This window comes from Bacillus sp. AFS040349 (genome assembly GCF_002577655.1).
GTDB lineage: Bacteria > Bacillota > Bacilli > Bacillales > Bacillaceae > Metabacillus.
The window spans coordinates 16,340-38,613 of sequence record NZ_NUMC01000029.1 but is presented as its reverse complement, the minus strand read 5'-3'; the positions used below and the strand labels follow the sequence as shown (position 1 = coordinate 38,613).

Below are 22,274 nucleotides of genomic sequence, written 5' to 3'. Positions count from 1 at the left end.
TCCAGACTAGGCAGACATATAAGTTACAATATTTGTTTTTAAGTGGGAGGAAAAAAGCTTTGGAAAGTAAAATTGAAATTGTATCAACTGTAACTGTAGATCATTCTGATGATTTATATAAAATTGTTGACTTGCTGAATCGTACATTAAAAAGAAATGATTTAATGTTTGGTCTTGCTCTTGATCAGGAAGATAAATCAAAAGCAGTATTTACTATATACCGAACTTAAGAAAGGGTAAACGATATGGGAAGAAAAACTTGGATATTCATTGCTGTCTTCTCAGTAATCTTTATTGCAGCTGTATGGATCTTTACAGCAACATATCAGGCTGCAAGAGAACAATACACGAATGGTCATGAGCAGTCAAAGAAAAAAGCCATGGAGTCAGCGAATCTTTCGACGATAACGGAAATTACGACGTTTAATAGTGATAAACAATATCATGTATTAACAGGTGAAAAAGCTAATAATGAGGGTGTATATGTCTGGGTGTACAAAAAGGAAAAAGAAGATAAAATGTTAGTGAAAAAAAGGTCTTCAGGTATTACACTAGATGAAGCCATTAAGATAGTTAATAATGAATATGATCCATCAGAAATCATAAGTGTTCAGTTAGGTATGGATGAAGAAATACCCATTTGGGAAGTGAAGTACAAAGACAAATCTGATCGCTATACATTTGATTATGTGAATTTTTATGATGGTGAAATTATTAAACATATGGCATTAAAAACAAAAACTTCATCTTAATAAAGGTGTAGAAATAATCGGAAAGTTTCGGCTTATTTTGGAAACATTGCGACCATATTATAAAAAACGTATAATTAAATGATGAAGAAAAATACATAGTAAGTAGACATCGTAGCTGATGGAGGGAATTTATACGTGAAAACAACAATTGCAGAAGTTGGAAAATATGTTGGACAAGAAGTAACAATTGGAGCATGGCTTTCAAATAAACGCTCAAGCGGTAAAATTGCTTTTCTTCAATTAAGAGATGGTACAGGCTTTATTCAAGGCGTTGTAGTAAAGGCTGAGGTTGCAGAAGAGGTATTTCAAAATGCAAAGTCTATTACTCAGGAAACTTCTCTTTATGTATCTGGTATCGTTAAGGAAGATGAACGTTCTCCCTTTGGTTATGAATTAGGAGTTACAAATATTCGCGTTATTTCTGAATCTGTTGATTATCCTATAACACCAAAAGAGCATGGAACAGAATTTTTAATGGATCATCGTCATTTATGGCTTCGTTCAAAACGTCAGCATGCAGTAATGAAAATTAGAAACGAAATCATTAGATCAACATATGAGTTTTTTAATAAAGAAGGTTTTGTTAAAGTTGATCCTCCAATTCTAACAGGAAGTGCACCGGAAGGAACATCTGAATTATTCCATACAAAATACTTTGATGAGGATGCTTATTTATCTCAAAGTGGTCAATTATATATGGAAGCAGCAGCTATGGCGTTAGGAAAGGTATTTTCGTTTGGTCCTACGTTCCGAGCAGAAAAGTCAAAAACACGCCGCCATCTTATTGAATTTTGGATGATTGAGCCTGAAATGGCTTTTTATGAATTTGAAGATAATCTTCAAGTACAAGAAGCGTATGTATCATTTATTGCCCAGAGTGTTCTAGAAAATTGTTCTCTTGAACTTAATACATTAGGAAGAGATATATCTAAATTAGAAAAAATTAAGGCACCTTTCCCAAGAATTACGTATGATGATGCAATTAAGTTTCTTCAAGAAAAAGGATTTACAGATATTAAATGGGGAGACGATTTTGGTGCTCCGCATGAAACAGCAATTGCAGAAAGCTATGATAAACCTGTATTTATCACACATTATCCAACAAGCTTAAAACCTTTTTATATGCAACCAGACCCTAACCGTGAAGAGGTTGTGCTGTGTGCAGATTTAATTGCACCTGAAGGCTATGGTGAAATCATTGGTGGTTCTGAGCGTATTCATGACGAGCAGTTACTTAAACAACGCATAGAAGAGCATCAATTAGACGAACAAGCTTATGAATGGTATCTGCAGCTTAGAAAGTATGGTTCTGTACCACATTCTGGATTTGGCCTAGGTCTTGAGAGAACAGTAGCATGGTTAAGTGGAGTTGAACATGTTCGTGAAACAATTCCATTCCCTCGCTTATTAAACAGACTTTATCCATAAGAAGATAAAAAACTGACTCTATCTGAGTCGGTTTTTTCATTCTTATTGAATAAATACAATAAAATAAAGAAAGCTGTTGATTCCCTTATATGGCAAAAACAACCGAAGCTGATTTTATACAATGTAGTAACTTGTCATGGTATACTACACTAAGGTAAGGGGTGTGAATATGAATAAAGAACAATTCATTTTTCTCCAAGAAGCAGGACATGTTAGCATTCCGGCTATGCTTTTTAATTATTATGCAAAATTAGGCTTAAATGAACTTGAATTTATGCTTATTCTACAAGTGAAAAAATATAAGGAGAACGGGAACCAATTTCCTACTCCAACAGAACTATCTCAGAATATGTCTATTTCAACATCTGAATGTACTTCTATCTTAAGAACATTAATACAAAAAGGCTTCTTAATGATTGAAGAGAGTGAACAAGATACAATTTTATTTGAATATTATTCGCTTAAACCACTATGGGATAAGTTATACACATATTTAATTAATGAAAGCCAGAAAAAAGCTCAGGAACAAAATCAAAAAGAGGATGAGAGTTTATATACAATCTTCGAAAATGAATTCGGACGACCTCTATCTCCATTTGAGTGTGAAACTCTAGCTATCTGGATTGATCAAGACGATTATGACCCTGTTATTATTAAAGCCGCATTAAGAGAATCAGTTATGTCAGGAAAATTGAACTTTAGATATATTGATCGAATTCTGTTTGAGTGGAAAAAGAACGGAATTCGTACAATTGAGCAAGCACGAAACTATGCTAAAAAGTTCCGTCAAAATCAGGGCACTTCGTCAAAAACTCAAAGTAATCCAGAAAATTATGAAAGAAAAGTTCCCTTTTATAACTGGCTTGAGAGCTAAAATTTTAGCTCTTTTTCTTACGTTCTAGTGTTTTTGAATGAAAAAATTCAAGTAAAAAAGTAGGTGAGAAGATGTTAACAAAAGTTCAAATACGTGAATGTCTAGATACGATGACAGAGATGTTCCCTGACGCCCATTGTGAACTAATTCATGACAATCCTTTTGAATTAGTCATAGCGGTAGCATTATCTGCTCAATGTACTGATGCTTTAGTAAATAAAGTAACAAAAAATTTATTTCAAAAATATAAAAAACCTGAAGATTACCTTGCTGTCTCACTAGAGGAATTACAGTCAGACATCAGGTCAATTGGTTTATATCGAAATAAAGCTAAGAACATTCGTAAACTTTGTGAAACCTTGTTAGAACATTATAATGGAGAAGTGCCAAATGATCACACAGAATTAACCAAGTTAGCTGGAGTTGGAAGAAAAACAGCAAATGTTGTAATGTCAGTTGCATTTGGTGTTCCTGCAATTGCTGTTGATACACATGTAGAAAGGGTGAGTAAACGCCTGGGCATTTGCAGATGGAAGGATTCAGTATTAGAAGTGGAGAAGACTTTGATGAGAAAAATACCAAAAGAAGAATGGTCAGATACACATCATCGATTAATTTTCTTCGGAAGGTACCATTGTAAGGCTCAATCTCCACAATGTGAAATTTGTCCACTGCTCCATTTATGTAGAGAAGGGCAAAAAAGAATGAAAAAAGGAAAAGCTACACATGCAAAATAAAATGTACAAGATACCTGATGTTTTTCGAGGTAAACCTTTTTTTCAAAATCAAACACACTTTTATGAGCTATACAATGAAGTAAATGAAAAAATTTTGTTAGAAGAACCATTTTATTTTGACATGCTCTCCATACAACAAGCACAAGAAGTAGAGAATTTGCCTTGGAAACATCCGAAAGAATCTGTTCCGGTTTTGTTTAATGTTTGGAAACAAATGATGTTAAAGGCTAGGGAAGGATTTATGAAACGAGATAAAAGTGATTTGCAAAAGAAATCACTTTTAAAATGTTTATCACTTTATATTGTTTGTTTACATTGGATGAACAAAAGATCAGTTCAAGCAATTAAAGTTAATGCGATGAGTATAAATACTATGCTATTTAAACCGGTAAATTGTGAGGAGAGACTTCAATTTATAATCGATAACCCATATCAATATCATGCTTTTGTTCAGTTAGAGCAACTTTTTGCGGAACTGGAAAAATCATTTTACAAGGCTCTTGCAATGAATAAACTGTAGGAATTATTCGCTATGAAAACGGATAATTCCTTTTTTATTACATAAGAAAAGAACCGACCCAATGATCGGTTCTTTCGATATAGTCTATACAATTATTGTCCAGTGTTTTCAGTAGGAGGTACAGTTGTTTCTACATCAGGATTGGTTTGTTCGCCTTCTATATCCTGATCAGAGTCATCTTCACTCTCATCATCGTTATTATTTCCATTGCCATTCCCATTCCCATTTCCGTTACCATTCCCATTTCCATTACCGTTTTGCCCCCCGTTGCCATTCCCATTTCCATTACCTTCTTCAGAATCTTCATCTTCTTGTTGTTCATCCTCGTTTTGGCCTTCCTCGTCATCTCCTGGAAGTTCAGGTACGTCAACATCAGGTTCTGGTACCTGTAGTTGAGTGGCAGCGGCATCACTTCGATTATTACCACTAACTGCAACTACTTGGAAAGCATAAGTAGATCCTGGTGAAACATCTGCTATCTGATATGAAGTAGATGCTGATTGACTAACAACTACATATGCTCCTCCGTCAATAGACTGTCTTACTTCAAAGGATACATCATCTAATGCATCTTCATTATAACCCCAGTTTATGCTTATTGAATTTGTTACCTGGTCATAATTAATGTTTAAATCAGAAGGCTTATCGAGCTTTTCATATTTTTTAGAGACTTTTTTAGGTTCGAAGCCTTTTACATAATATTCATAAGCAATCTGATTAGAAGGAGTATAATCACTTGCAAGAACTTCGTCCATTGAGCCTTTTTCAACTGCTACTCGAACAACGCTGTTAGGTTGTTCGAAATCAGAAGTATCACCTTTAGCAACTTCTAAAAAGACCTCTCTAAACATTGCTCTTGCTAGTTTTTGATCACTTGAATCTAAATAAACCTTTTCGCTATCTGCTGATATATTGTATCCGGTCCAAACAGCTGCTGTGTAATTAGGATTATAACCTACAAACCATGCATCCTTTGCTGCACCAGAAGGCACATTATATTTTGCTTTGTCATCTTCACTAAAATTAGTTGTACCTGTTTTTCCAGCAATATTTACACCAGATATTTGAACAGACTTACCAGTTCCGTATTCAACAACAGACTTCATCATATCTGTGACCATAAATGCTGTATAATCACTCATTGCTGCCTCAGGCTCAGGTTCTAAGCTGATTTCAGTTCCATCACTTAAAACAATTTTCTTAACAGCATGTGGTTCAATATAAATTCCATTATTCCCGAATGCACTAAAAGCACCTGCCATTTGAAGAGGGGAGACTCCATCTCGGAATCCTCCAATTGCATAAGGCTCATAAATCTCATCAAGTGGAATGCCAAGGCCTTGAGCAAATTCCTTCGCTTTATCTAATCCAACTTCTTGTAATGCTTTTAAAGCTGGGATATTTCTTGAATCAGCTAATGCTTGTCGAATTGACATCTGCCCTTTGTAGGATCGATCCCAGTTATTAATTTTTGTTCCGTCACTATATGTGTATGGTTCATCTACGATTTGATGATGGGTAGACCATTTCTTATCTTCAATAACTGGTCCATAATCAAGTACCGGCTTAATTGTAGAACCAGGCTGACGTCTTGTATCTGTAGCATAATTATAACCGCCAACTGGTTGATCGCGTCCGCCGCCGATTGCCCGAATTTCTCCTGTCTGAGTATCTAGAAGTGTGATACCTGCTTGAAGTTCCTCATCAGGAAAGTCCATCACATCACCGTTTAAGACATTTTCTACAGCATCTTGTGCTTTTGGATCAAGTGTTGTATAGATTTCCAATCCTGCAGAACCAGCATCAAGGTCTGTTTTTTCTTTTACTTCTTCTATTACTTCTTCCACAAAGGCGTGATAAGGATTTGCTTTTTCTGTAGGTTCAACTACAGTGGATTGGACAGGAACCTGTTTCGCTTCCTCTGCCTCAGCTTCTGTAATAAATCCATGTTTTGCCATTAATGTTAAAACAATATTGCGTCGCTTTTCAGCTTTTTCCGGATTTGTTCTCGGATTATAGTTATTTGGACTCTGTGGAATTCCGGCAATCATAGCAGCTTCATGAAGCTCTAATTCACTTAATTCTTTACCATAGAATGATTCAGCTGCTTGAGCTACGCCGTATATATTACCAGGAAAGTAAATTTTGTTAAGATACATCTCAAGAATTTCTTGTTTTGAATATTTTTGTTCTAATTGAAATGCAAGCCATAATTCTTGTACTTTACGAGTAACTGTTTTATCTCTCGTTAATAAAGAGTTTTTGATTACTTGTTGTGTGATAGTACTACCACCCTCGGCACCAAAGCCTTCTTGAACGTTTGCAACAAATGCGCCACCTATACGAATAAAATCAACACCGCTGTGTTCATAAAACCGTGCATCCTCAGTTGCTAACACTGCATTTTCGAGTACTTTAGGTATATCATCATATGGGACGTAAGTTCTTTTTACTTGGCCAAACTCGGTAATTTCCTCACCATTCATATCATATATTTTTGATGAAAATGAATCTTTTAATTTTTTATCATCAAGTGGTGGAGCATCAGATACTATAACTGCAAATGTAATTCCTCCAGCAACCATTCCTACAATTCCTATTGCCAAAAGACTTAATAAAATTTTCTTCCATAGCCCTGGTTTATTTTTCTTTGTTTTTTTCTTAGTATTATTTTGAGACTGTTTTTTTCTTCGTTCTTCACGACTCTTATATTGTTCAGTCATGTAATTCCAACCTTTCATCTTAAGCTTTTAGAAAAAGCTTCCTGCTAAAATAAACTATTTTAAAATTAAAGTATCTTAAAAATATAGTTTATCTATAATCTTAAGATAGTCAATCCTTGCTTGATATCCAATAGGAATAATATGACCTTTATCTTTAATTTCCTCCATAGTAATCGACTTTCGACCACCATTTTCCTGTCGCTCCCAAAAAACCAGCAAATGCTTTGCATCAAGGTAATAAAAATCATTAAAAGCGGATAAAATGACAAAACAAACTCCATCTTGTTTTAATACACTTTTCATATGATCAATTTGATGTGAATGAAAATTTTGTAATGGAAAAGAAGTTTTGTTCTTTGTTTCCTTCGCTTCAAAATCTATATATTTCCCTCTGTAAATTCCATTATAGTCAGTTGTTGAGCTTTGTTTAAAGTACGCTTCTTTTATAACAGCTGCACTACGTCTTGGATAATCTACGTTTACAATCTGAACAGGTGTTGGTTTTTTATGTATGACAGCTAGCTGGTTTTCTAAGTAGTATTTATTTGTTTCATTTAAATCTTCTTCAAGAGTCATACCTCTGTTGCTATATACGATAGAAGGTTGTTGCTTTTTCTTAGGTGTATTCTTAGGCTGATAGGGCTTTCCGTTAGGATAACGAAAAATCATATTTTACCTCCTCTTCAAAACTACTTCTTATCATACCAAAAAAATTTGAAAAGGAATGATTAAAAAGTTTCAATTTTGTTAATGTGTGTACTTTCAGTTATTTAGGTTACGCTATAAATATGAGGTGTACCAATGTTTAATAAGTCTAGAACAAATAATTTGCATATGAATCTTGATGAACAAAAATTAGTTTCGGAAATTTTACAAATAACAAAAGCAAAAAATATTGATAATATTTCCAGAACTAAAGCTTACGAAGAATTTTATTTTAAACACCCTGAGATAAAGTGGTCATTTTTAGCTAGCATGGTTTCCAGAAACGCAGGTTGGAGTATGACAGACTTACAGGGTAGATGGTTTCGAAAAGCATTAAATCAAGAAAAAAGAAGCCTGCTCTTTATGACATATGAAAGAGCAAATTGGACAATATTTTATGATGCATTTCCCCAATTACTTATTTACCAATTTTCTAAGAAAGTAAACAAACCACTTTTTCACCTTTTATCACAATTTCAGGTTTCAGAATTTATGGAAAAAGAATGGTGGCTTTTTTGGGAAAAGCGTCAAAAAGATCGGTTAATGACTGCTTTAATCATTAATGAACAAAATGTTATTCATCAGCCTGTCATTATGAACGAAACATATAGACGTCATGTTTTTAAATCTGCCCCCTATAAATTTCAAGATCTTTTTCATTTTAGTACAGTAATTTTCCCAACTTTACATGGAAAGTTATTTGGATTTTCAGTTTACAACTTTGAAAAACTTACAAACCGAATTGAATTAGGAAAACGATTAGGATGGCTTTTATTTGATTCGGGAATGTATCAACATTTTGAAACCTTTGCAAAAACAGTTCCACACACAGGATCCAGACATGATTATGAAAAATACTTTGCCGATAAAAGAAAAAGAGAAACACCATTATTACGAACAGCTTATCCGATTATCCCCCATACATTAGACGGATTAAGAAAGGATTGGTTTCATGGACAAAGTACAAAACATTTGTTTAAGAGAAGAAAAATACCGAAAAACTATGAAATAACAGATTGGTTTAAGCATAAGCAGGATCAACTTCACCTATTTACAGTTTTGCAGGAATATTGGAGAAATGGATGAAAAAGAGCAAGGACCTTTTGTCCTTGCTAACTTAAGTATTTAGACATTATTGTTTCCTGTGATCGATTATGTTGAAGGGCGATTAGGTCCATCAAGTTTTTTATCACTAGGAATGTTTGCTTTTTCTTCAGCAGATTGTTGTTTACCTTTTGGTTTTTTAGCCATTATCAGCACCTCCTACTTTTATTTTGTGCGAAACCCCGTATTTCCATTCAACACACAGGAAGTTGTCGAAAACTGTATTTTTTCACTTTCTTTGCCGAATGAAAACTAGTTTTGTCAGGTTTGAAGGGGATGGGGGAATGAGAGAGAATATTAGCATTATGAGGAGGGAGAATAATGAAAAATATCATTGAAAAAAGTGTGATCGAAGAGAAGTTAGAGGAGTTAGAACAAGAGCTTATGAAATTGGAACAAGAAATGGATAACCGGCTTTTATCTAAAAATATTGAAGAAGATTTGATGAAACAAGCGGTTAAGATTGATTGTCAATTATCAAATATAATGTCAAAAGTCCCTACAAAACAAGAGACACCTTTGAAAAATGATAAATATCAGCATTATCCATTCCCTATCGTCGCGACAAATTTATAAGGGGTGCTTATGTGCTTTATCTTGAGAGTTTTGATATGATAAGTTCGAGGTGAAAGCTTTGGAACTACTATTAATATCTTCTCAACAACTTCTTCAGCATTTAGAGAAATGCAAAAAGCGATTTGAACAATTAAATGAAAAACCGGAAAAAACAGAAGAATATTTTTATCAGGATGTTAAGCCAAATTTTGAGTTGGTTATGAATATAGCGAACGAATGGAAACCATTAGCTGTTAAATGGGTCTCAGATTATAAACCTAAGTATATACATCTTACTCAAATTGACTCAGCCATGGAAAATATTGAACAAGTTGTTCTTCAATCATTTTACAAAGACGTTAATAAGCAGCGTTTTCATAACCTACATCATTCTGTTGAATATATTCTAAATGGAATGATTGAGCAAATAGATAGAAAGGACGACTCAAAATAGAGACGTCCTTTTACGTTTATAATGAATTTTTATTAGTTAGAAGCCTTACTCCTCGACTTTTATACTAACAGGACGTTCAGTGTCAGTTCCAACGATTTCAATATCATAGCCAACACGTTCAGTATCTTTTCCAACCACTTCTTGACCATGTTTTGGAATAGTTGGCTCATGTCCTTTTTCTTTATGATTAAAATGTTTTCCTCTAGCCAAAGTCAAAACCTCCTTTAATGTCTCATTTCTAATATGAGCAAAATTGTAACTCTTCATGTATGAATCCTTTTAACTGATATAGAATGCATTAGAAATTATCACCTAATAGGCATTTGCATCATATGATGTAATAACTTTAAGGAAATCACTGGGAGGAGGTTTCTTGGATGCAACAACAATATCCATATTTCAACAGAAGATCTCAAAGAAGAGATAATGAGTATTTCCAATCCTATCCACCTTATGGACAGCAAATGCCTGGTTACCAAAATGTTTATAACAATAGCCCGTATTCAAATCAATCAGTAAATCCGTATTTTCAAGGGTTTCAACCTGGCTTTCAACAATCATACCAACCCTATGGAGGTGGTTACGGAGGAAGCGTGAATGGTGGCGGATATATGAATAATCCATATCCAACTCCGTATCCAAAGCCTATGCCACATTTTAAACAGCAGCAACCATCAGGTTTTCAAAATGTACTTTCACAATTCAAAAAATCTGACGGACAATTAGACTTTAACAAAATGATGGATACAGCAGGACAAATGATGAACGCTGTCAATCAAATGGGTGGGCTTTTTAAGGGAGTAACATCTATGTTTAAATAATCAAAAAAAGACCCAGTTGTATGAAAACAAACTGGGTCATTTCTGCTTTATGTTAATTTGTTCTCTTTCTGATATTGTTGTGCTAAAAGCTGCTTTACTTCATTATATGATAAACCAGACTGAGCATTTAAGCGCTTGACCTCTTTAACATCTGTGTTAGAATATTTTTTTGTGTTAAAAGGTATCATGGATTTCAGTTCCTCTTTCATTATTTTCCAGTCTTTCTTTTCTTACTCTTAATGCATAATTAGCAGTTTGAAGATTTGAAATGGCCATCGAGTTTTCTGGACAAGCAAATTCACCATTTTGATGAGATTTAAGTTTGTCAACAAGAACACTTATAACATCTTCAACTTGGCAACCATTTACGCCTTCACGATCAATGGCACCTGTTTGAAATTTAATGTTGATGTAATGATTGCTGTTTCTGTTCATAATAGCCCCCAGTGATCTTTTATATTAACTGTTCGTAAACCTCATTTAATTGATTTCCACGTATAAAGTCTTGTTCGTCAAAGGCATATTTTATTTCATCGGGTAGGATGTTATTTAAGAATTGAACCTCATCATCCTCAAGCGCTAATACAAAATCTTTTTCACTCACATACGAACCTTTTTCCAACTTTTGATAAATCCTATGGCATACTGAACTTCTGTCATAATTTGATAAAGCTTCTCGCAAATATCCTAACGTAAAATCCATTTTCATCATTCCTTAAAAAAGTTTTTAAATTCATCAGAGTTTCCAGTGTTCTTATTTGAATATGGATTGTCTATTGACACATCTTCTTCATCCAAATTAGTTTTAATTACAATCGAAGGAGAAGACGATGCTTCGGCGATAATGCGATCGTTTAACTCTTTAAAATCAGGAAGTCGTTGATTTTTCTTTGTCATTAAAAACACCTCCATTCTTATTGTTTCTTATCAAACACAATAATTTCTCGTAAATTTTTGGTTTTTTTTCGCGTAAATTATAAAAAATTAAGTCATCATAAAAGAGAGGTGATAAAGTTGAAGCAAAATAAAAATGGAAGTAAAGCGGAAGTTACTGCATCAGCAAAAGATTTAGCAAAGGATCCTACACCTGAAGAGAATCCGAAGTATGGAAGTAAATCACACAAAAATAGTTAAGGTCATCAAGACCTTAACTTTGTTATGATTGTGTATCATCTTCTATTAAGATTTGCTTTGATTTTTTAGGTATAGTAACAAGTAATGAACCATTTTTATAAGTAGTTTTTATTTCATGTTCTTTAACAGGGTATGGTAGGAGAATGGTTTTTGACAAGCTATCTAACGATGTATAGTTTCTGAAAGTTGAAGCGTGTTCATTATATTCTTTAATTTCCTCACGATTTGTAACAGAAATAGTTAAATATTGATCATAAAGCTCAAGTTTTATCTGTTCTTTTTTAACAGGAGGAATTTTTAAATCAATAACACATTTATTATCTGTTTCATAAGTGTTTACATGAATAGCTTTATGCGGAAAAGCCCCCTCAAACATAGAATCAAACTCACTCATAAATTGCTTTAATGGTTCCGAACAAAAAAAATGATCTACAATTTGGAAAAAATCCAGCTGTTCTAAGGTCTGTTCATTTTCATTATTATTTAATTCATTTTTCTTTTTCATCTATACTCCTCCTTACACATGTGATGACAGAGTATTATATGAAAAGGTGATTAGAAACGTTATTTAGAAGTGGGATTATTTTCCTTTTGAAACTACGCAAGATATTAGCTAAAAGCTAGATATAAAAATTTCAAATCAATACCACTTTAATTCCGAACATTTATTCGCTAAAATAGAAGTGAAGCTACAGAATGTAGAAGGTAGTGAATAAAATGGAATTTAGAAAATCATTAGAAACTATTTTAAATGTTTTAAAAACAAATGACGATTTTCAAGATCAAATTGTTCATTGGCATACGATTCCCCCTAAAGAAGGGGAACTTGTTGATATGCCGGTTGATCTAGATCACCGCTTAAAAACAGCATTAGAAAATAGAGGGATTTCACAATTGTATACACATCAAAGTGAAGCCTATAAATTTGCAAGTGGAGGCGAAAACTTTGTAGCCGTTACTCCAACTGCTTCAGGAAAAACATTATGCTATAACTTGCCTGTAATACAAAACATATTGAAAGATGAAAATAGTCGGGCATTATATCTTTTTCCTACGAAAGCACTGGCTCAAGATCAAAAGTCTGAGATCAATGAAATCATCGAAGAAATGGGAGTTCAGTTGAATTCTTATACATACGATGGAGACACTTCACCGGCAATACGTCAAAAGGTAAGAAAAGCAGGTCATATTGTCATTACAAACCCAGATATGCTTCATTCAGCCATTTTACCGCATCATACAAAATGGGTATCTCTGTTTGAAAATCTAAAATATATAGTCATTGATGAGCTTCATATTTATAGAGGAATTTTTGGCAGCCATGTTGCGAATGTCATTAGACGACTTAAGAGAATTTGTGAATTTTATGGAAGTAACCCTCAGTTCATATGTACATCTGCAACAATTGCTAATCCAAAAGAATTAGCTGAAACACTAACTGGAACAACTATGCAACTTATATCAAAAAATGGTGCTCCAGCCAGTAAAAAGCATTTTATTTTTTATAACCCTCCTATTGTCAATAAGCCTCTTAATATTAGAAGAAGTGCAACTTTAGAGGTTAGAAGATTAGCAGGAGAATTTCTTGAAAATAAGATTCAGACAATCGTATTTGCTCGTAGCCGAGTACGAGTTGAAATCATCTTAACTTATTTAAAAGAACTGATAAAAAATGAACTGACAAAAAAATCAATTCGCGGTTATCGTGGAGGTTATTTACCAAAACAGCGGAGGGAAATTGAAAGAGGACTGCGGGATGGCGAAATTTTAGGTGTAGTTAGCACCAATGCCCTTGAATTAGGAGTAGATATAGGTAGTTTACAGGTTTGTATAATGACTGGATATCCTGGAACTATTGCAAGTGCATGGCAACAGGCTGGAAGAGCTGGAAGAAGGCAAGGAGAAGCAGTTATTATCATGGTTGCAAGCTCCAGTCCACTTGATCAATATATAATTCAAAATCCACGATACTTTTTTGAACAAAATCCAGAAACAGCCATTATTAACCCTGATAATCTAGTTGTGCTTGTAGATCATTTAAAATGTGCAGCATTTGAGCTTCCGTTTAGAGAAGGTGATACATTCGATGGGTTAGAGTTAGAAGATATCCTGCAGTTCTTAGCTGAAGAAAGAGTTCTTTATTATAATAATGAAACCTATCATTGGATGAACGATTCATTCCCAGCTCACAATATAAGTCTCAGGTCTGCTTCACAAGAAAACGTGATTATCATCGATCAATCTGATATTGCGAAAGTGAAGGTAATTGGAGAGATGGATCGATTTAGCGCAATGACATTACTGCATGATGAAGCAATTTATTTACATCAAGGTGTTCAATTTCAAGTGGAAAAACTTGATTGGGAGGAAAAAAAGGCATTTGTACGAGAAGTGGATGTTGATTACTTCACTGATGCCAATCTTGCGGTTCAATTAAAAGTACTAGAAGAAGACATGCATGAACACCTGGAGGATGTCGACTATGGCTATGGTGATGTGACAGTTCAAGCTATGGCAACCATATTCAAAAAAATCAAATTTGATACTCATGAAAATATTGGATCAGGCCCTATTCATCTACCAGAAGAAGAGCTTCATACAAATTCAGCTTGGATGAGCCTTCATTCGAATATTGTAGACAAGTTATCAGAAAAAAGGTTGGAGGAGGCTTTAGTTTCTGCAGCACATGTTCTCCAACACGTGGCACCGTTAAAAGTAATGTGTGATCCAAGTGACTTGCATGTGATCGCTCAAATAAAAGCAGTTCATAATAATCAACCAACAATTTTTCTATATGATCGATATCCTGGTGGAGTAGGGTTATCTAAAAAAATTTTTGAAACGATGAATGATGTTTTGAAAGAAGCAATTAAATTAATAGAAACTTGTCCATGTTATGCTGGATGCCCTTCGTGTATAGGTGTTGAAAGTTCAACTGAATCTATAAAAAAAGATACCCATTTTCTTTTAAGGAAATTAAAGGATGAGGCAAATGTCGTTAAAAAATAAACTAAATCGATTAAAGAAGCATGTCATCCGAGATGAAACTGAGCAAAATTCTGAAAATGCTCAACAGCAATCTCATGACCAAGAACAATTATTATGGAATGAACATAACACACAAATCATTCATTATGATGGACAAGCTTGTTTCATTCGAGAAGTTGTTTATCCACTAGATTATCAACACGGAAAATATCAGTTAAAAGAATTTCAACAGGTTGTTTCTATGTGGAATCAAAGCGATTTAAAGCATCCGCTTTCCTCTAGAAATCACCTGGCAAGTGATTTGTTTTTCTTTGATACGGAAACAACTGGACTTGGTGGGGGAGCGGGAAACACCATTTTTTTGTTAGGGCAAGCTCAAGTTTTGGAGGACCGGGTGGTTGTGAAACAATATTTGTTACCAAAGCCAGGAAATGAAGTAGCACTTTATCAAAGCTTTTTGCAGGGGATTAATAGCAAAACACTTGTCACCTATAATGGAAAAGCCTTTGATTGGCCTCAGGTGAAGACCCGTCATACTTTAATTAGAGAGTTGGTACCAAAACTTCCCGCATTTGGTCATTTTGATTTATTTCATGCTGCACGGAGGCTTTGGAAAAATGAACTCGAATCAGTAAGACTAGCAAAGGTTGAAAACGAGATTCTTGGGATTTATCGAGAAAATGACATTCCCGGTTTTTTAGCTCCAATGATTTATTTCGAGTTTGTAAAAAAGCAGAATCCTGAAATTATAATGGGAGTATTAAAGCATAATGAAATAGATGTGCTTTCTCTTATCACATTATATATCCACTTATCTTATAAACTGTTGAGCACAAATGATAAGGCTACAGATTCAGAGCATTATGAAATTGCTAGATGGTTAGATTATGTAGGGGATCAATCTTCAGCATTAAATGCTTATACCAGTCTTATGGAAAAATCCACAAACCAAGATGTGGAAGCAAAATATGCATTAGCCTTGATTTATAAAAAGCAAAAGGATTGGAATCGGGCAATCAACCTGTGGAATGAAGTTGTAGTAGAATCAAGAGGGAAAATGGCAATAAAGGCTTTTGAAGAACTTGCGAAGTATTATGAACATAAAGAAAAAGACTTGCAAAAAGCAACAAAACATACTGAAGATATGTATATTCTATTCAAAGAATGTAAAGATACGCTGTCGTTTATCGATGAAAACGACATCTTAAACAGACTAAATCGCTTAAAGAGGAAATTTTCTAAAAATATTCCCCGGGCAAGCGCAGAAACTGAGTAATTTCGCCATTTTTTTGACAAAGATATGAATTTTACCTAAATTATTAAATAACAATTGTAGGATTATGGTGAACCATGTAAAATAAGTGATTGTAATTAGTTCTTAACAAGGGAGAAGAGCAACTTGTACAAAAGCGTTTTATACTTATTTTTCATTGTAATCGTCTTAACAATTGTTATTTTTACGAATTTTAGAGACAGTTTCTATACTTTTCTATAAAAATTAGGTGCTTGCCTTAGTACATGTAGGTAACTTTCATCATAGGTTAAAAGTGTAAGACATGATAAATGATGAAAGGAGAAATGCTACATGCATTGCAAACCAAAAGTTATGGCACCAATTGTACACCCGACAAAACATTGTGTAAATAATAGTTATTCTGAAACGATCGTACCACACATTCATCCACAACACACAACAAATGTAAATCATGAATTCTATAAGCATCAGCACTATTTCCCACAAACTCAATCTTTTGAGAATGAGGTATCACACCAACACTTTAACGTTTATGGTCCAACACCAGGATTTGGTCCACGTCCACGTCCAGGATTTGGCCCTGGTCCATTCTTTGGATAATAATTTGAAGCTTTAGGGAGCTGTATTCAGCTCCCTTTTTACTTAACAAAAGATTTATTTTTACAATATAAGGTTAATAGCATCTTTTATTCATTTCAATCTGAAATATAAGTATAATGAAGGTTATTAATTTATATAATGATTAGGTGGTAAAAATGAAGGTCTTAACAATATCAGGTTACAAGTCATTTGAACTCGGTATTTTTAAAAATGATGACCAAGCCGTTGGTTATATTAAAAAGGCAATAGAAAAAACGTTAACAGGTTTTGTCGAGGAAGGATTAGAGTGGGTTATCATCAGTGGACAAATGGGTGTAGAGTTGTGGGCTGCGGAAGTTGTGTTTGATTTGCAACTTCACTATTCTGACCTCAAGTTGGCTGTATTAACTCCTTTTTTAAATCAGGAATCAAAGTGGAATGAAGCAAATCAGGAATACTATGAGTTTATTCTTTCACAAGCAGATATTGTTGACAGTATAACAAAAAGAGAATATGAAAGTCCTTTTCAGTTTCGCCAGAAAAATGAATTTCTTGTACATAAAAGTGATGGAGTACTTTTAGTTTATGATGAAGAAAAAGAAGGTTCTCCTAAATACTTGTTAGAAGCAGCCCGTAAAAAGCAACAAACAACTTCCTATACAATAAGCCTGATTGATTTTTCTGAACTACAAACAATAGTAGAAGAGGAAAATTCAAAAAAACAAGATTTTTGGTGAAAGAATACATATGATTTTTAAAGGAAAATATAATTGAAATTGACAAGTAACAGGATTTCTGAAAAAATATAAGTGGATTACTTCGTTATAATGAGGTGAAGATATGCTTTCAGATAAAATGAAATTGACAGCAAAAGAAATTTTAGAAAAAGAATTTAAAACAGGTGTACGAGGTTATAAACAAGAAGAAGTTGATAAATTTTTGGATTTGGTTATTAAAGATTATGAAACTTTTCATCAAGAGTATGAAGATCTACAACAAGAAAATTTGCGTTTGAAAAAGCAGCTTGATGATACATATAAGAAGCAAACACCAGTACAAACAAATACAACAAACTTCGATATTTTAAAACGTTTATCTAACCTTGAAAAACATGTGTTTGGAAGTAAACTATACGATTAATTCTCCTAGTTATTTCCACTTGTATTATCTTCGAATATTAGGTATACTGAGTTTACTGTTTCGTTAATAACGTTTAGGTAATCGCTGCAGTCTTTAGGATTGTAGAGGAAAGTCCATGCTCGCACGGTGCTGAGATGCCCGTAGTGTTCGTGCCTAGCGAATTCATAAGCTAGGGCAGTCAAGTTTACTTGGCTGACGGCAGGGAAAAAGCCTAAGTCCTTATGGATATGGCTTGAATACCTTGAAAGTGCCACAGTGACGGAGTCTTGCGAGAAATCGTAAGAGTGGAACGAGGTAAACCCCACGAGCGAGAAACCCAAATTATGGTAGGGGCACCTTCTTGGAGGAATTGAACGAAGAGAAGGACAAAAGCAATTTGCTTTTGTAGATAGATGATTACCACCTGAGTACGAGGCTCATGCCGTTTGTAGTACGATGGAACAAAACATGGCTTATCGAACGTTATTGGAAATCAGTATAACAACAGTAAACAACAGGGACTGATGATATCAGTCCCTTTTTATTTACATAACTTTGTTGGATATAATTGGATGAAATTGTTCAGGATATACATAGTAGTTATTGTTAAAAACGAATAAATAGATAGATATAAGGTAGGGTGTCAAAAGATGAGTAAATTAACTCTTATTGCAACATCGGCAATGGGTCTTGAAGCGATTGTTGGTAAAGAAGTAAAAGACTTAGGGTATGATTGTTCTGTTGAGAATGGTAAGGTAACGTTTGAGGCAGATGAATTAGCGATTTGTCGCTCCAACTTATGGCTTAGAACTGCTGACCGAATTAAAATTAAGGTTGGAGAATTTAAAGCAAAAACATTTGATGAGCTTTTTGAAAAAACAAAAGCATTAAATTGGGGAGATTATCTTCCGGAAAACGCTGAGTTTCCTGTTATTGGGAAATCAGTTAAATCGACATTAGCGAGTGTACCCGATTGCCAAGGAATTGTGAAAAAAGCGATTGTTGAAAAGCTAAAATCACATTATAAAAAAGAAGGGTGGCTTAGCGAAGATGGCCCTTTTTATCGAGTTGAAGTTGCGCTGTTAAAAGATGTTGCAACAATTACGATAGATGCTAGTGGTACAGGACTTCATAAACGAGGCTTTCGCATTGACCAAGGGGGGGCTCCGTTAAAGGAAACTCTTGCTGCTGCTCTTGTCCTATTAACAAGGTGGACTCCAGATCGCCCGTTTGTAGATCCGTTTTGTGGTTCAGGTACAATACCAATTGAAGCAGCTCTTATCGGACAAAATATTGCACCAGGATTTAACCGGGGATTTGTTTCTGAGGCTTGGGATTGGATCGGAAAAGACAAGTGGGATCTTGCAAGACAAGAAGTAGAGGATAAAGCTAATTATGATCAACCGTTAGATATACAAGCTAGTGATATAGATCACAGGATGGTAAACATTGCAAAGGGAAATGCGGAAGAAGCTGGATTTGCAGATATAATTTCATTTAAGCAGATGCAGGTCAAAGATTTCACAACAACTAAAGAATTTGGGGTAATCGTTGGAAATCCTCCTTATGGAGAACGACTTGGAGAAAAAAGAGAAGTTGAACAAATGTATAAAGAAATGGGACAAGCGTTCGCAGCTTTAGATACTTGGAGCATATATATGCTTACGTCCAATGAAGGCTTTGAACAGCTTTATGGTAAGCCTGCAACAAAAAAACGTAAGCTTTTTAATGGCTTCATTAAAACAGATTTTTATCAATATTGGTCAAATGTTCGTCCACCGAGAAAAGGATAGAAAAATGATATAACTCAATTGAATGATCCTGTTATAATGGGATTATAAGGAGGTGGACAAATTGTCATCAATATCAGATAATCTAGGTCAGAAGTATTTTGACATAGAGGCGGCTCGTGTTGACGCAAGTCCGACAGAAATTATTATTACTAACGATGGTAGTACATACTTTATTGTAAATCATGATGAATTAACGAATGAATTAATTCAACAGGGGTTTAAAAAGGTAGAAAACGAAGAGTAAAAGGCTCTTCGTTTTTTCTTTTTAAGGTTTACAAATGCCACAGTAAATATGAAACCGAATAAATCCTCTCAGTATTGTGAAATATAATAAAGTTCATTTAAAAATGAGAGGTGGAAAAGAAATGTATGACCAACAAGAATTTGAGTTAATTTCAAAGGCGCTTACTTCAACTGAAAAGTCGCTGGAGAACCAAGTAAGTGATCATTCAGATGTGATTTTTCAGTTAGGTCAAGCGAAAGAAGATATGATTAGAGCGCTCTCAATTGCTACATCAATTGATCATCAAATAATTATTGAATCGCTTTTTGACAAAGAGTCATAAAAAGTGGAACATTGTGTAGCCATAGTGGCTGCCTCTTTTTTTTACCTCTTTTTCACATACTATTATAATCATATGAATTGACTTTTTAACGGTATAATATGATAATTATTATTTGCGATAAATTTGAAACTGAATGTGGAGGTAGCGTTTATGGTAACATCACGTTTGCCTTTTACCATATCAAAGGATGAGAGCTTTTACCAAGCCTTGAATAATTGGATAGGAGATGTTTTTTATGATATTCTTCCGGATCAAGGTTTTGAGTTAAGAGATGAACAAATTTTCATGGCTTTTCAGCTTGAAAAAGCATTTCAAGAGAAGAAAGTCATGTTTGCTGAAGCTGGTGTTGGGACTGGAAAAACAATTGTCTACCTGCTTTATGCCCTATCTTATGCTAGATATACTGGTAAACCGGCGATTATAGCATGTGCAGATGAAACATTAATTGAACAGCTTGTTAAACAAGAAGGTGACATTGCGAAGTTATCTAAGCATCTAGGATTGAATATGGATGTAAGGCTAAGTAAAACTCATAGTCAATATCTATGCTTAAATAAATTGGACAATGTTATTCAACGTACTGGAGAAGAAAAGTATCTAAATTTATATCAAACACTGCCGGACTTCGTTCATGAAAAAGCAGGGATGCAGCAGTTCTCGGCTTACGGAGATCGAAAAGAGTTTGGTCATTTCTCTGATGAAGAATGGGAAAATGTTGGTTGGGACCCTTTTCAAGATTGTTCTACTTGTTCACAGAGACATCGTTGTGGGTTAACATTGTCTCGTGATTATTATCGAAAAGCAACTGACATAATTGTATGTTCACATGATTATTTTATGGAACATATTTGGACGTATGATTCCCGAAAAAGAGAAGGTCAAATTCCTTTACTTCCGGATTATAGTAGTGTTGTATTCGATGAAGGTCACTTACTAGAGTATGCTGCACAAAAAGCATTAACATATCGAGTAAAGCAAAGTACATTACAAATCTTTCTCGAGAGATTACTGCAAAATGAAATTCGTGAAGAATTAGCTTATTTAGTAGAAGATGCACTTGCTGTAAATGATATGTTTTTTGATGATTTACAACAATGTACAAGTGTTGTTGAAGGCTCTAACCGATTACGGATTGAGCAAAAAGAAAAGCTTCAAAAAACTTCTAAACAATTACAAGCTAAGTTATCCGAGATTAGTGAAGCCCTTGTTTTTGAAGGTGAGATGTACACAATCGGGGAATATGAATTGAAAATTGTTGAAGAGTTTATTGATCAAATGGAGTATTCATTATCTTTATATAATAGAAACTCAAATGCAGTAAGCTGGGTGGAAGTAAAAGGTGATGAATATACTTTAGTCATTATGCCTAAAAAAGTTGAAGAAGTGTTAAAGGAAAAAGTCTTCTCTAAAAAAATGCCAATTGTTTTTTCTTCAGCAACATTATCTGAAAATAAATCATTTGACTTTATAGCTAGCAGCATAGGTGTACACGATTATTTATCACTTTCTGTTGATTCTCCTTTTGATTATGACGAGCAAATGAGCATCCAAATGTTGAAGGAAAATCAACTTGAGAAAAAATTGGAAAAAACTTTAGAGGAATTGAATAAAACAGAAGGTAGAGGTCTTATTCTCTTTACATCTCAAAAAGAAATAAAATGGTTTAAGGAAAGAGTGGCTGATTATAGCTTTTCGTATCCGTTATTGTTTGAAGGAGATCAGGAAATTAGTTCTTTAGTGAAAGAATTCCAGCAAAACGAACACTCTGTATTATGTGCTGTTCATTTATGGGAAGGACTAGACATTCCCGGACCATCACTCTCTAATGTTATTATCTGGTCGTTACCATATCCTCCGGACGATCCTGTATTTGAGGCTAAAAAATCAGATAAACAAGATCCATATAAAGAAGTTGATCTTCCATACATGATATTAAGGCTGAGACAGGGCATCGGTAGATTAATTCGAACTAGTGATGATAAAGGCTCTATTACAATATTCTATAACGATCAAGATCAGGATATTTTGAATAATATAAAATCAGTTTTACCTGTTCCTCCAGCACTTGGATAGGTGGGAGCTATAGCTTCTTCCTATCTATTAAAGTTAAAGTGTAACCTTAAATTAAAATTCGTTGACAACCATTCAACTGCTTTATACGCTTAAA

At 34.2% G+C, this 22,274-nt stretch carries 28 protein-coding genes and 1 other RNA gene; 20 read left to right on the top strand and 9 right to left on the bottom strand.

The features are described from left to right. Window positions 1-59 precede the first annotated feature (59 nt). From COD11_RS07400 to COD11_RS07375, 6 genes are all read left to right on the top strand, one after another. Complete coding sequence (locus COD11_RS07400) at window positions 60-230, top strand: YpmA family protein (protein WP_078432809.1); 171 nt, start codon at window positions 60-62, stop codon at window positions 228-230. 15 nt (window positions 231-245) lie between these two features. Further along, on the top strand, window positions 246-752 hold the full coding sequence (locus tag COD11_RS07395; RefSeq protein WP_098796121.1) for a cell wall elongation regulator TseB-like domain-containing protein: 507 nt from the start codon (window positions 246-248) through the stop codon (window positions 750-752). Between the two features lie 135 nt (window positions 753-887). After that, the gene (asnS, locus tag COD11_RS07390; protein WP_098796120.1) at window positions 888-2,180 is read left to right on the top strand and encodes an asparagine--tRNA ligase; all 1,293 of its coding nucleotides are present in this window, start codon (window positions 888-890) and stop codon (window positions 2,178-2,180) included. Between the two features lie 169 nt (window positions 2,181-2,349). Then, complete coding sequence (locus COD11_RS07385) at window positions 2,350-3,054, top strand: DnaD domain-containing protein (RefSeq protein ID WP_098796119.1); 705 nt, start codon at window positions 2,350-2,352, stop codon at window positions 3,052-3,054. 71 nt (window positions 3,055-3,125) lie between these two features. Further along, a complete protein-coding gene (nth, locus tag COD11_RS07380; RefSeq protein ID WP_098796118.1) occupies window positions 3,126-3,791 on the top strand; it encodes an endonuclease III in 666 nt (221 codons plus the stop codon). Continuing rightward, window positions 3,781-4,311, top strand: coding sequence for a YpoC family protein (locus COD11_RS07375; protein WP_098796117.1), 531 nt, complete (start codon window positions 3,781-3,783; stop codon window positions 4,309-4,311). Before nth ends, COD11_RS07375 begins: the two co-directional genes overlap by 11 nt. Window positions 4,312-4,403: 92 nt before the next feature. On the opposite strand, the gene COD11_RS07370 is transcribed toward COD11_RS07375, so the two are convergent. Together COD11_RS07370 and recU are read right to left on the bottom strand one after the other, a co-directional pair. Next, the gene (locus tag COD11_RS07370; protein ID WP_098796116.1) at window positions 4,404-7,034 is read right to left on the bottom strand and encodes a penicillin-binding protein 1A; all 2,631 of its coding nucleotides are present in this window, start codon (window positions 7,032-7,034) and stop codon (window positions 4,404-4,406) included. A gap of 75 nt (window positions 7,035-7,109) precedes the next feature. Further along, window positions 7,110-7,700 (bottom strand): Holliday junction resolvase RecU, encoded by a 591-nt coding sequence (recU, locus tag COD11_RS07365; protein ID WP_098796174.1) that lies wholly within the window; start codon window positions 7,698-7,700, stop codon window positions 7,110-7,112. 168 nt (window positions 7,701-7,868) lie between these two features. On the opposite strand from recU, the gene COD11_RS07360 reads away from it, so the two are divergent. Beyond that, window positions 7,869-8,825 (top strand): DUF2515 domain-containing protein, encoded by a 957-nt coding sequence (locus COD11_RS07360; RefSeq protein WP_098796173.1) that lies wholly within the window; start codon window positions 7,869-7,871, stop codon window positions 8,823-8,825. A gap of 66 nt (window positions 8,826-8,891) precedes the next feature. Here the strand turns inward: COD11_RS07360 and COD11_RS07355 are convergent, their stop codons facing one another. Then, window positions 8,892-8,990, bottom strand: a complete 99-nt coding sequence (locus COD11_RS07355) for a spore protein (protein ID WP_098796115.1) — start codon at window positions 8,988-8,990, stop codon at window positions 8,892-8,894. Between the two features lie 174 nt (window positions 8,991-9,164). Between COD11_RS07355 and COD11_RS07350 the strand changes: the two genes are divergently transcribed. Together COD11_RS07350 and COD11_RS07345 are read left to right on the top strand one after the other, a co-directional pair. Continuing rightward, entirely contained in the window at window positions 9,165-9,419 is a 255-nt protein-coding gene (locus COD11_RS07350; RefSeq protein WP_098796114.1) for a hypothetical protein, read from the top strand. 58 nt (window positions 9,420-9,477) lie between these two features. Beyond that, on the top strand, window positions 9,478-9,852 hold the full coding sequence (locus tag COD11_RS07345) for a DUF1798 family protein (RefSeq protein ID WP_176551014.1): 375 nt from the start codon (window positions 9,478-9,480) through the stop codon (window positions 9,850-9,852). A gap of 45 nt (window positions 9,853-9,897) precedes the next feature. Here COD11_RS07345 and COD11_RS26745 read toward each other — a convergent pair whose 3' ends face one another. Continuing rightward, window positions 9,898-10,062, bottom strand: a complete 165-nt coding sequence (locus COD11_RS26745; RefSeq protein WP_176551013.1) for a hypothetical protein — start codon at window positions 10,060-10,062, stop codon at window positions 9,898-9,900. 167 nt (window positions 10,063-10,229) lie between these two features. Between COD11_RS26745 and COD11_RS07340 the strand changes: the two genes are divergently transcribed. Further along, window positions 10,230-10,673 carry a YppG family protein gene (locus tag COD11_RS07340; RefSeq protein ID WP_255301559.1) on the top strand — a complete coding sequence of 148 codons (444 nt, stop codon included), beginning with the start codon at window positions 10,230-10,232 and terminating at the stop codon, window positions 10,671-10,673. Window positions 10,674-10,720: 47 nt separating this feature from the next. On the opposite strand, the gene COD11_RS26740 is transcribed toward COD11_RS07340, so the two are convergent. From COD11_RS26740 to COD11_RS07320, 5 genes are all read right to left on the bottom strand, one after another. After that, entirely contained in the window at window positions 10,721-10,861 is a 141-nt protein-coding gene (locus tag COD11_RS26740) for a hypothetical protein (protein WP_176551012.1), read from the bottom strand. Then, window positions 10,848-11,108, bottom strand: coding sequence for an Acb2/Tad1 domain-containing protein (locus tag COD11_RS07335; protein WP_098796112.1), 261 nt, complete (start codon window positions 11,106-11,108; stop codon window positions 10,848-10,850). The genes COD11_RS26740 and COD11_RS07335 overlap by 14 nt, the downstream gene beginning before the upstream one ends. Window positions 11,109-11,127: 19 nt before the next feature. Continuing rightward, on the bottom strand, window positions 11,128-11,376 hold the full coding sequence (locus COD11_RS07330; RefSeq protein ID WP_098796111.1) for a sigma-G-dependent sporulation-specific acid-soluble spore protein CsgA: 249 nt from the start codon (window positions 11,374-11,376) through the stop codon (window positions 11,128-11,130). Window positions 11,377-11,381: 5 nt separating this feature from the next. Then, window positions 11,382-11,570, bottom strand: coding sequence for a hypothetical protein (locus tag COD11_RS07325; protein WP_098796110.1), 189 nt, complete (start codon window positions 11,568-11,570; stop codon window positions 11,382-11,384). Window positions 11,571-11,829: 259 nt separating this feature from the next. Beyond that, the gene (locus COD11_RS07320; RefSeq protein WP_098796109.1) at window positions 11,830-12,312 is read right to left on the bottom strand and encodes an Hsp20/alpha crystallin family protein; all 483 of its coding nucleotides are present in this window, start codon (window positions 12,310-12,312) and stop codon (window positions 11,830-11,832) included. A 212-nt stretch (window positions 12,313-12,524) separates the two neighbouring features. Here COD11_RS07320 and COD11_RS07315 point away from each other — a divergent pair, with 212 nt between their 5' ends. The 10 genes from COD11_RS07315 to COD11_RS07270 all read left to right on the top strand — a co-directional run bounded on the left by COD11_RS07315 (window position 12,525) and on the right by COD11_RS07270 (window position 22,180). Further along, on the top strand, window positions 12,525-14,816 hold the full coding sequence (locus tag COD11_RS07315; RefSeq protein ID WP_098796108.1) for a DEAD/DEAH box helicase: 2,292 nt from the start codon (window positions 12,525-12,527) through the stop codon (window positions 14,814-14,816). Continuing rightward, window positions 14,800-16,071 carry a ribonuclease H-like domain-containing protein gene (locus COD11_RS07310; RefSeq protein ID WP_098796107.1) on the top strand — a complete coding sequence of 424 codons (1,272 nt, stop codon included), beginning with the start codon at window positions 14,800-14,802 and terminating at the stop codon, window positions 16,069-16,071. Before COD11_RS07315 ends, COD11_RS07310 begins: the two co-directional genes overlap by 17 nt. Window positions 16,072-16,380: 309 nt before the next feature. After that, a complete protein-coding gene (locus COD11_RS07305; RefSeq protein WP_098796106.1) occupies window positions 16,381-16,650 on the top strand; it encodes a CotD family spore coat protein in 270 nt (89 codons plus the stop codon). A gap of 155 nt (window positions 16,651-16,805) precedes the next feature. Next, complete coding sequence (locus COD11_RS07300) at window positions 16,806-17,366, top strand: SLOG family protein (protein WP_098796105.1); 561 nt, start codon at window positions 16,806-16,808, stop codon at window positions 17,364-17,366. A 103-nt stretch (window positions 17,367-17,469) separates the two neighbouring features. Continuing rightward, window positions 17,470-17,769: a cell division regulator GpsB gene (gene gpsB, locus COD11_RS07295; RefSeq protein ID WP_098796104.1), complete on the top strand. Its 300-nt coding sequence runs from the start codon at window positions 17,470-17,472 to the stop codon at window positions 17,767-17,769. A 69-nt stretch (window positions 17,770-17,838) separates the two neighbouring features. Beyond that, window positions 17,839-18,229: RNase P RNA component class B (rnpB, locus tag COD11_RS07290), an RNA gene on the top strand. Between the two features lie 169 nt (window positions 18,230-18,398). Further along, window positions 18,399-19,541, top strand: a complete 1,143-nt coding sequence (locus tag COD11_RS07285) for a THUMP domain-containing class I SAM-dependent RNA methyltransferase (protein WP_098796103.1) — start codon at window positions 18,399-18,401, stop codon at window positions 19,539-19,541. Window positions 19,542-19,602: 61 nt separating this feature from the next. After that, the gene (locus COD11_RS07280) at window positions 19,603-19,785 is read left to right on the top strand and encodes a hypothetical protein (RefSeq protein ID WP_098796102.1); all 183 of its coding nucleotides are present in this window, start codon (window positions 19,603-19,605) and stop codon (window positions 19,783-19,785) included. A gap of 121 nt (window positions 19,786-19,906) precedes the next feature. Then, window positions 19,907-20,107 (top strand): hypothetical protein, encoded by a 201-nt coding sequence (locus COD11_RS07275; protein ID WP_098796101.1) that lies wholly within the window; start codon window positions 19,907-19,909, stop codon window positions 20,105-20,107. Window positions 20,108-20,257: 150 nt separating this feature from the next. Next, the gene (locus tag COD11_RS07270; RefSeq protein WP_098796100.1) at window positions 20,258-22,180 is read left to right on the top strand and encodes an ATP-dependent DNA helicase; all 1,923 of its coding nucleotides are present in this window, start codon (window positions 20,258-20,260) and stop codon (window positions 22,178-22,180) included. The last annotated feature ends 94 nt before the right edge of the window (window positions 22,181-22,274 follow it).